Origin of the sequence: Streptomyces sp. NPDC060205, from assembly GCF_042728395.1 — a bacterium.
In the GTDB taxonomy this organism is placed as follows: Bacteria; Actinomycetota; Actinomycetes; order Streptomycetales; family Streptomycetaceae; genus Streptomyces.
The window spans coordinates 1-7,958 of sequence record NZ_JBHWZP010000393.1 but is presented as its reverse complement, the minus strand read 5'-3'; the positions used below and the strand labels follow the sequence as shown (position 1 = coordinate 7,958).

General features: G+C 70.1%; 7 protein-coding genes and 1 pseudogene. 2 read left to right on the top strand and 6 right to left on the bottom strand.

Annotation, left to right across the window (positions count from 1 at the left end):
* Nucleotides 1–54: 54 nt before the first annotated feature.
* The 4 genes and pseudogenes from ACFWGJ_RS38850 to ACFWGJ_RS38835 form a co-directional block, all read right to left on the bottom strand.
* A complete protein-coding gene (locus tag ACFWGJ_RS38850; RefSeq protein ID WP_387333669.1) occupies nt 55–1,326 on the bottom strand; it encodes a ricin-type beta-trefoil lectin domain protein in 1,272 nt (423 codons plus the stop codon).
* Between the two features lie 199 nt (nt 1,327–1,525).
* On the bottom strand, nt 1,526–2,200 hold the full coding sequence (locus ACFWGJ_RS38845) for a VanZ family protein (protein ID WP_387333668.1): 675 nt from the start codon (nt 2,198–2,200) through the stop codon (nt 1,526–1,528).
* Nucleotides 2,201–2,393: 193 nt separating this feature from the next.
* Nucleotides 2,394–3,044, bottom strand: a complete 651-nt coding sequence (locus tag ACFWGJ_RS38840) for a DUF4230 domain-containing protein (RefSeq protein WP_387333667.1) — start codon at nt 3,042–3,044, stop codon at nt 2,394–2,396.
* 224 nt (nt 3,045–3,268) lie between these two features.
* Nucleotides 3,269–3,505: pseudogene (locus ACFWGJ_RS38835) on the bottom strand (GTP-binding protein); the annotation flags it as partial.
* A gap of 263 nt (nt 3,506–3,768) precedes the next feature.
* Between ACFWGJ_RS38835 and tuf the strand changes: the two are divergent.
* Nucleotides 3,769–4,962 (top strand): elongation factor Tu, encoded by a 1,194-nt coding sequence (gene tuf, locus ACFWGJ_RS38830; RefSeq protein ID WP_387333666.1) that lies wholly within the window; start codon nt 3,769–3,771, stop codon nt 4,960–4,962.
* Nucleotides 4,963–4,989: 27 nt separating this feature from the next.
* Here the strand turns inward: tuf and ACFWGJ_RS38825 are convergent, their stop codons facing one another.
* On the bottom strand, nt 4,990–5,370 hold the full coding sequence (locus ACFWGJ_RS38825) for an STAS domain-containing protein (protein WP_366782926.1): 381 nt from the start codon (nt 5,368–5,370) through the stop codon (nt 4,990–4,992).
* Nucleotides 5,371–5,731: 361 nt separating this feature from the next.
* Nucleotides 5,732–6,682 carry an NADP-dependent oxidoreductase gene (locus tag ACFWGJ_RS38820; protein WP_387333665.1) on the bottom strand — a complete coding sequence of 317 codons (951 nt, stop codon included), beginning with the start codon at nt 6,680–6,682 and terminating at the stop codon, nt 5,732–5,734.
* A 70-nt stretch (nt 6,683–6,752) separates the two neighbouring features.
* On the opposite strand from ACFWGJ_RS38820, the gene ACFWGJ_RS38815 reads away from it, so the two are divergent.
* Nucleotides 6,753–7,811: a GlxA family transcriptional regulator gene (locus ACFWGJ_RS38815; protein WP_387333664.1), complete on the top strand. Its 1,059-nt coding sequence runs from the start codon at nt 6,753–6,755 to the stop codon at nt 7,809–7,811.
* Nucleotides 7,812–7,958 lie beyond the last annotated feature (147 nt).

The following is a 7,958-nucleotide window of genomic DNA, read 5'->3' as shown; positions in this document are numbered from 1 at the left end:
GGCCAGGCCGGGCGATCCCCGGGCCTGGCCCCGCCGCGGCCGGATCTCCGTCGCTCAGCCGACCGTCCACTTCTGGTTGGCCGCTCCCGTGCAGGTCCACAGCTGCAGCCGGGTGCTGTTGGCCGAGTTGTTGCCCGTCACGTCCAGGCACTTGTCGGCCTGGGGGTTCACGATGTCGTTCGCCCCGCTGACGACCCACTGCTGGGCGGGTACGCCGGCGCAGTCCCACAGCTGGACGGGTGTCCCGTCGGCCGTGCCGCCGCCGGCGGCGTCCAGGCACTTGCCCAGCGCCCGGATGGTGCCGTCCGAGCCCACGCTCCACTGCTGGGCCGCGGTGCCGTTGCAGTCGTAGAGCTGGACGGGCGTGCCGTTGGCGGGATTCGCGCCCGCCACGTCGACGCACTTGCCCGCCAGGCCCCGGATCGCCGAGCCGCCGCCGGAGCCGGCGCCCGTCGTCACCTTCACCTCGTCCACGACGAGCTGCGAGGGGAAGGGGGTCGAACCGTTCGGGTCGCCCGGCCAGTAGCCGCCCACCGCGAGGTTGAGGATCAGGAAGAACGGCTTGTTGAACACCCACTGCCTGCCGCCCAGGTCCGCCGGGGTGCGGGTCTGGTAGACGGTGCCGTCCACGGACCAGACGACCCGCTCGGGCGACCAGTCGACCGCGAAGGTGTGGAAGGCGTCGGCGAAGGCCTGTCCGCCGGGCAGCGAGTAGCCGGCGCCTATGCCGCCGGAGCCGGAGTAGCCGGGTCCGTGCAGGGTGCCGTGCACGGTTCCGGGTTCGAAGCCCACGTTCTCCATGATGTCGATCTCGCCCGAGTTGGGCCAGCCGACCTGTCCGATGTCGTTGCCCAGCATCCAGAACGCGGGCCACATGCCCTGTCCGCGCGGCACCTTCAGCCGGGCCTCGACCCGTCCGTAGGTGGTGGTGAACTTGCCGGAGGTGTTGAGACGGGCCGAGGTGTACTCGCAACGCCCGTACCAGCACTGGTAGTTGTTCGGGTTCTCGCGGCGGGCCTCGATGACCAGGTGGCCCTGGCCGTCGAGCTTCGCGTTGTTGTTGCCCGCCGTGTAGTACTGCCGCTCGTGGTTGTTGACGTTGTCGCCGGTCTCGATCTGCCACTTCGAGGAGTTGGGGGCCGAACCGGCGGCACCGTCGAAGGTGTCCTGGAACGTCACCGCCGCGGCGGCGCTCGGAGCGGGATCGGCCTGGGTGCGCGCCGCCCGCGCCGGATCCGCTTGCGCGGGCCCGACGGCGACGGACGCGAGGAGTGCGGCGGACAGGGCGGCGAGGAGGTATCTGCGGAGCCGGCGTGGGGAGTCCACGACTTCTCCCTTCCGTACGGCGATCCCCGTGGGGAGGAGCCGACTGAGGTGGGGGGTAAGCGCTTCGACTCTTGATTTAAGAAGTGAAGTAAGGGGTGCGTCAAGATGCTGGTACAGACCAGCTGTTCACACCCCGCGGACTCCCCGCCTCAGGCCCGGATGACCCCAACTCCGCTACACGCCAGGCCCGTTGGCGGCTTCAGGCCGTGGCGGCCTTGCGCTCGCGCCGCCGCGGATGCACGGCGCGGCTCATCCGCCGGCCGAGGAGCAGATATCCGATCAGGGCGCCTGAGGTGTTGAGGATGACGTCGTCGATGTCGAAGGCGCGCCCGGTGATGAACGTCCCCTGCACCACCTCGACGAACAGCATGGCCAGAGCGGTCAGCAGGGTCACCCGCAGGATGCCGCGCGCCTTGGGCACCAGCAGCGGCAGCAGCACACCGAAGGGGATGCCGAGGACGATGTTGCCGCCGATCTGCTTGACCGCGTCCCGCAGCTCGGGCTGGTCGAGATAGGCGCGCAGGGAGCGCCCCGGGTGGATGTTGTTGTGCGTCAGCGCCTCGGAGGCGGGCGACGGCTGGAGCGTGAGCTTGGCCAGCACGGCGGCGAAGGCCACCATCGCGGCGAAGGCCACGAGGACGACGAGGAAGCGTACGACCAGGGGAGGCCGGCGCCGCTCGCGGACCACCTTCGAGGACGGCGAACGCGGCTGCTTCGGCGCCGGTTTGCGGGGCGCTTTCGCGGCAGGACGCCCGCTCTTCGCGCCGAGGCGGAAACGCGGCTTCGCGGCGCCGGAGTCCTTCTTCTCGGGGCCCGAGCGTGACGCGGAACGGAAACCAAAGGCGGTACGGGGGCGTAGCGCTTCGCGGGCCATGCAACCCTCCAGTTTGAGACTGCGGTGTGGTGGAACCCGCATACCCTTTGATCGGTCGAAGATGCCGCCGTAACAGGCCGGTTGGAAGCAACCTGGCCGGGACACGAATGCGCCCGCGAGCTGCGCATGAGGCGGCTCGCGGGCGCGGTCGTGTGCGGGGCGCCGACCGGGTGGACGGCACCTGATCGAGGGCTCAGGTCCCGTAGGTCACACGCACCTCCTTGAACCCTAGTGAGCCCAGCAGACCCTTGAGCATGCCGGTGGTGTTCTCCTCGGCGCGGGCGGTCAGCTCGCTGTCCTTCGCGGCGTCGCCGATGTGCCGGGCGGCGAGCCGCTGCACGGCCCGCTCGTCGTTCGGGTTGTCCGAGAAGACATCGCCGAGCCGGTCGAGGAGGCCGCGCTGCTTGGAGACGGCGTACGAGTGGTCGGGGTCCAGCGCCGGCTTGCCCAGGGCGGCGTGCGGGAGCCTGAGCGTGGCCGTCGTGCGGTCCTCGTTGACCTGCACATCCTTGTCACGGATCTTTCCGAGGTCGACGTAGGAGTCAACGGTGCCCGCCCCCACGTATAGGGTGCGGGTGCCGCGGACCGCGTCCGGCAGATACTTGGTGTCCTTCTCCAGATCCACCACCACCTGGAAGTTGCCCGAGGCGGCGTCGTAACGGCTGATGTCCTGGATGGACTTGAGGAGCGTGGGCCCCGTCCGGTCGTGGGTCTCCTCGCCGAACACGTCGCCCAGTCCGGGCAGCAGACTCCACCGAAGACCGGCGAAGAGCACCGCCAGAACCAGCACGACGGCACTCACGACCTTCGCCCATCCGGGCACGCGCTTAAGAGACGTCGTCATGTGGACCGTCCTCCTTCCTCCTTCCTTGTGCCCGCCAAATGCCGCGCCAGACCGGCAGGTTGGCGTACGCCTGCGCACGGCTCCGGCTCGCGCCCGTCAGCGCACCGGACGGTCCCCCGAGGGCCGTGACCACCAGACGCCCTCGCCGCGGGTCAGACCGGGCAGCCGCAGCTCGACGTCGCGCACGTGCCGGGCGGGCAGCCGGCCCTGTCCCCGGCCGCGTTCAAGTCCTCGGCGGTGAAGGCGGCGACGGCCGAGTGGATCGTGATGCCGCGCTGCCGTTCGATCGCGCCGTCGTCCGTGCGGGTGTCGCCGGCGTCGACGCTGCCGAGCCGGTCGATGACGCCCGCGTCGAAGAGCAGCCGCTCGGTGAGGCTGGTCTTACCGGCGTCGACGTGCGCCAGGATGCCGATGTTCAGGGTTCGGGTGCGCGTGGGGCGCCCCGTGTTCCAGGAGTTCATGCGTGGTCGGTTCCTCAAGAACGATCGTCCGGTGGGGGCGAGGGGTTCCGAGGAATCGGCGCATGCGAGCTCCTGAGGTCGGGGGACGGTCCACGGGCATGATGGCCCGTTCCCGTGGGTCGGCCGCAACCGAATTTCCCGCCCGTGGACAGGGCGCCCGAACGGCGGTACCGAGTAAGTACCGAACAGGCGAGGAGAGCGGACCGAGCGGAGCGGACCGGGCGGAGCACGCCCGTGTCACCGGGCGATCAGGAGGGCTCGCAGTGGTCAAGGCGAAGTTCGAGCGGACCAAGCCGCACGTCAACATCGGCACCATCGGTCATATCGACCACGGCAAGACGACCCTCACGGCGGCCGTGACGAAGGTCTTGCACGACAGGTTCCCCGACCTCAACCCGTACACGCCGTTCGAGCAGATCGACAAGGCGCCCGAGGAGAGGCAGCGCGGGATCACGATCTCCATCGCGCATGTCGAGTACCAGACGGAGCGGCGGCACTACGCGCACGTCGACTGCCCGGGACACGCCGACTACATCAAGAACATGATCACGGGGGCGGCGCAGATGGACGGCGCGATCCTCGTGGTCGCCGCGACCGACGGGCCGATGCCGCAGACCAAGGAACACGTCCTGCTGGCACGGCAGGTCGGTGTCCCGTACATCGTGGTCGCCCTGAACAAGACGGACATGGTCGACGACGAGGAGATCCTCGAACTGGTCGAGCTGGAGGTGCGCGACCTGCTCACCGAGTACGAGTTCCCGGGCGACGACGTCCCGGTGGTACGGGTCTCCGCGCTCAAGGCCCTGGAGGGCGACGAGCAGTGGACCGCGTCCGTGCTCGAACTCCTCGCCGCAGTCGACGAGTTCGTCCCCGAGCCGGTGCGCGACGTGGACCGGCCGTTCCTGATGCCGATCGAGGACGTCTTCACCATCACGGGCCGCGGCACGGTCGTCACCGGTCGCATCGAACGAGGTGTGCTGAAGATCAACCAGGAGGTCGAGATCATCGGCATCCACGAGCAGAAGACGAAGACGACGGTCACGGGCGTCGAGATGTTCCGCAAACTGCTCGACGAGGGCCGGGCCGGGGAGAACGTCGGGCTGCTCCTGCGGGGCGTGAAGCGGGAGGACGTCGAGCGCGGGCAGGTCGTCATCAGGCCGGGTTCGGTCACGCCACACACCGAGTTCGAGGCGACGGCGTACATCCTGTCGAAGGACGAGGGCGGCCGGCACACGCCCTTCTTCCACAACTACCGGCCGCAGTTCTACTTCCGTACGACGGACGTCACGGGAGTCGTCACCCTGCCCAAGGGCACCGAGATGGTCATGCCGGGCGACAACACGACCATGCACGTCGAGCTGATCCAGCCGATCGCGATGGAGGAAGGGCTGAAGTTCGCGATCAGGGAGGGCGGGCGGACGGTCGGCGCGGGCCAGGTCACCAAGATCCTGAAATAGCCGAGGGCTCCACCGGTACCCCGGGCCCTACGAGTACTCCGAGGCGGCCTCCGGGCGCCCCAGGGCCTCGTCCATGCTCGACAGCGGCGGCATGACCTTCGCCAGCTCGGTCACCCGCAGGATGCGCAGGGTCAGCGGATGGGTGCAGACCAGATGCACCCTGCCGCCCTGGGCGAGGACCCGGCGGCGGGCCCGGTACAGCAGCCGCAGGCCGGAGCAGTCGAAGAACTCGATGTGCCGCAGGTCGAGGACGACCCGGGCGCCCGGGAGTCCGGTCGCCGCGTCCAGGGCCGGAATGATGTCCAGCGCGGCGAGGATGTCGATCTCGCCGTGGAATTCGAGCACGGTGTGTCCGCGCTCTTGGTGCACGCGCAGGTGCGGGGAGTGCGGCCCAGGTTTGTTGCGCACGACGACATCACCTCCAACAGGGTCACCGGGGACCAGGGTGACGTCGTTCCGTGAGCATAGAGCCGACGTGGCGCAGCTTGAGACCGCTCCACCGTCCCTCACCCTGCAAGTTACCCTCGTTAGAGGGAATTTCAGCATGTTCGATTGACATATGTCTGTCATTTAGGAGACGTGCCGCGTCTCCAATGCGCCCCGCGGTGCGCCCCCGGATGCGCGGACAGCGCCCTGGGAGCGCGGGCCGTCACACGGCCGGCCCCACGGGCCCGCAGGTCACGTCGCCGCAGGAGCCCCGGGGCAGCAGGAAGGCCCCGCGCCATCATCGGTGATGTCGCGGGGCCCACCGCAAGGGCTACCGGAAGAACTACCGCACCTGGAGGACGAGCTTGCCCACCGTCCGCCCGGTATCGCCCAGCGCGTGCGCCTTCGCCGCCTCGGCCAACGGGAACACCTCCGCGACCGTGGCACGCAGCGTCCCCGCGGCCACGAGCCCGGCGATGGCGCTCATCCCGGCCTGATCGGCCTCCACGAGCAGCTCCACCGCCCGCACGCCGAGCCCCGCCGCCTCCTCGGCGAGCTCCGGGGAGCCGGACGGCAGGATCGACACCAGCAGCCCGCCCGGGCGCAAGGTGCGCAGTGAACGCGAACGGTAGTCGCCCCCGATCGTGTCCAGGACGACGTCGACGTCACGCACGGCCTCGGCGAAATCGGTCTCCCGGTAGTCGACGAGCTCGTCCGCGCCCAGTCCGCGCAGGAAGTCGTGCTTGCCCGAGCTGGCCGTACCGATCACATACGCTCCCCGCTCCTTGGCGATCTGGACGGCCAGGTGTCCCACCCCGCCGGCCGCGGCGTGGATCAGCACCCGCTGCCCGGGCTGTACGTCCGCCGTGTCGACCAGTGCCTGCCAGGCGGTCAGCGCGGCGAGCGGGACGGCTCCCGCCTGGACGTGGTCGACCTCGGCCGGCTTGCGGGCGAAGGCCCGCGCGGGCGCGGTGACGTATTCGGCGTGCGCCCCTACGCCGTACGGGTAGGGCAGCATGCCGAAGACCTCGTCGCCCGGCTTGTGCACGGTGACGCCGAGACCGACGGCCTCGACGACCCCGGAGACGTCCCAGCCGAGGACGAACGGCGGCTTTCCGAGGAAGTTGCCGTTCGCCCGGTGCTTCCAGTCGGTCGGGTTCAGGCCCGCCGCGTGCACCCTGACCAGCACTTCGCTCGGCCCGGGCTCGGGGATCTCCAGTTCCACCTCCTTGAGGACCTCGGGACCGCCGAGGACGTCCTGACTGATCGCGCGCATCGTGTTCGCAGTGCTCATACGTCTCAGCCTGCCCGGCTGCGGAGATCGAGGAAATGGCATGATTGCCATTGTTCGATAGGATCGTGCCATGCAGGGGACGGAGACGCAGATGCAGACGCCGACGTACTGCGGGGGCCGCCCCGTGCACGCACAACGGCCGGAGGACTCGGGTCACTCCGGCCGCCCGGGGTACGAGGGACACGTGGAGCGAGTCGTCGTCCTCGCCCTCGACGGGGTCTATCCCTTCGAACTCGGCATCCCGAACCGGGTGTTCGGCTCCGCCGAGGGCCGGTACGAGGTGCTGACCTGCACCGTGGACGGGCGTCCTGTCCGCAGCGACTCGGACTTCTCGATCACCGTCGGGCACGGGCCCGAAGTGCTGCCCACCGCCGACACCGTGGTGATCCCGCCCTTCGCGCTGACCGACCTCCGCACCGAGCTTCCCGAAGCGGTGGCCGACGCGCTCCGGGCCATCCGCCCCGGCACCCGGATCGTCTCCATCTGCACCGGCGCCTTCGTGCTGGCGGCGGCCGGCATGCTGGCCGGCCGCCGGGCGACCACGCACTGGCAGCTCGCCGGGCTGTTCCGGCAGATGTTCCCGGAGGTGGACCTCGACGCCGACGTCCTGTTCGTCGACGAGGGCTCCCTCCTCACCTCGGCGGGGGCCGCGTCCGGGGTGGACGTCTGCCTGCACCTCGTACGCAAGGACCACGGCAGCGAACTGGCCAACCGGGTGGCGCGGTCCTGCGTGGTGCCACCCTGGCGTGACGGCGGCCAGGCGCAGTACATCGAGCAGCCGGTGCCCGGACCGACGGCGACCAGCACCGCGGCGACGCGGCACTGGGCGCTGGAACGGCTCGGCGAGCCGCTGACCCTGGCCGAGCTGGCCGATCACGCGCGGATGAGCCTGCGGACGTTCGCGCGCCGGTTCAACGACGAGGTCGGGATGAGTCCCGGGCGCTGGCTCATCCAGCAACGTGTCGTACGGGCGCGGCAGTTGCTCGAATCGAGCGATCTGGCGGTGGATCAGATCGCGGGTGAGGTGGGGTTCGCGACGGGTACGTCGTTGCGGCAGCATCTGCATGCGGCGATCGGGGTGTCGCCACAGGCCTACCGCCGCACCTTCCAGGCGACCCGCCGCCCTTGACAGCCGCTCGGCCCAGCTCCCGTCACCGCCTCGGGGGCTCCGCCCCCGCACCCCCAGTGCGCAGTTCCCCGCGCCCCTGAAAGCGCCTGTGCCGCCCGGCCCAGCTCCCGTCACCGCCTCGGGGGCTCCGCCCCCGGACCCCTGGTG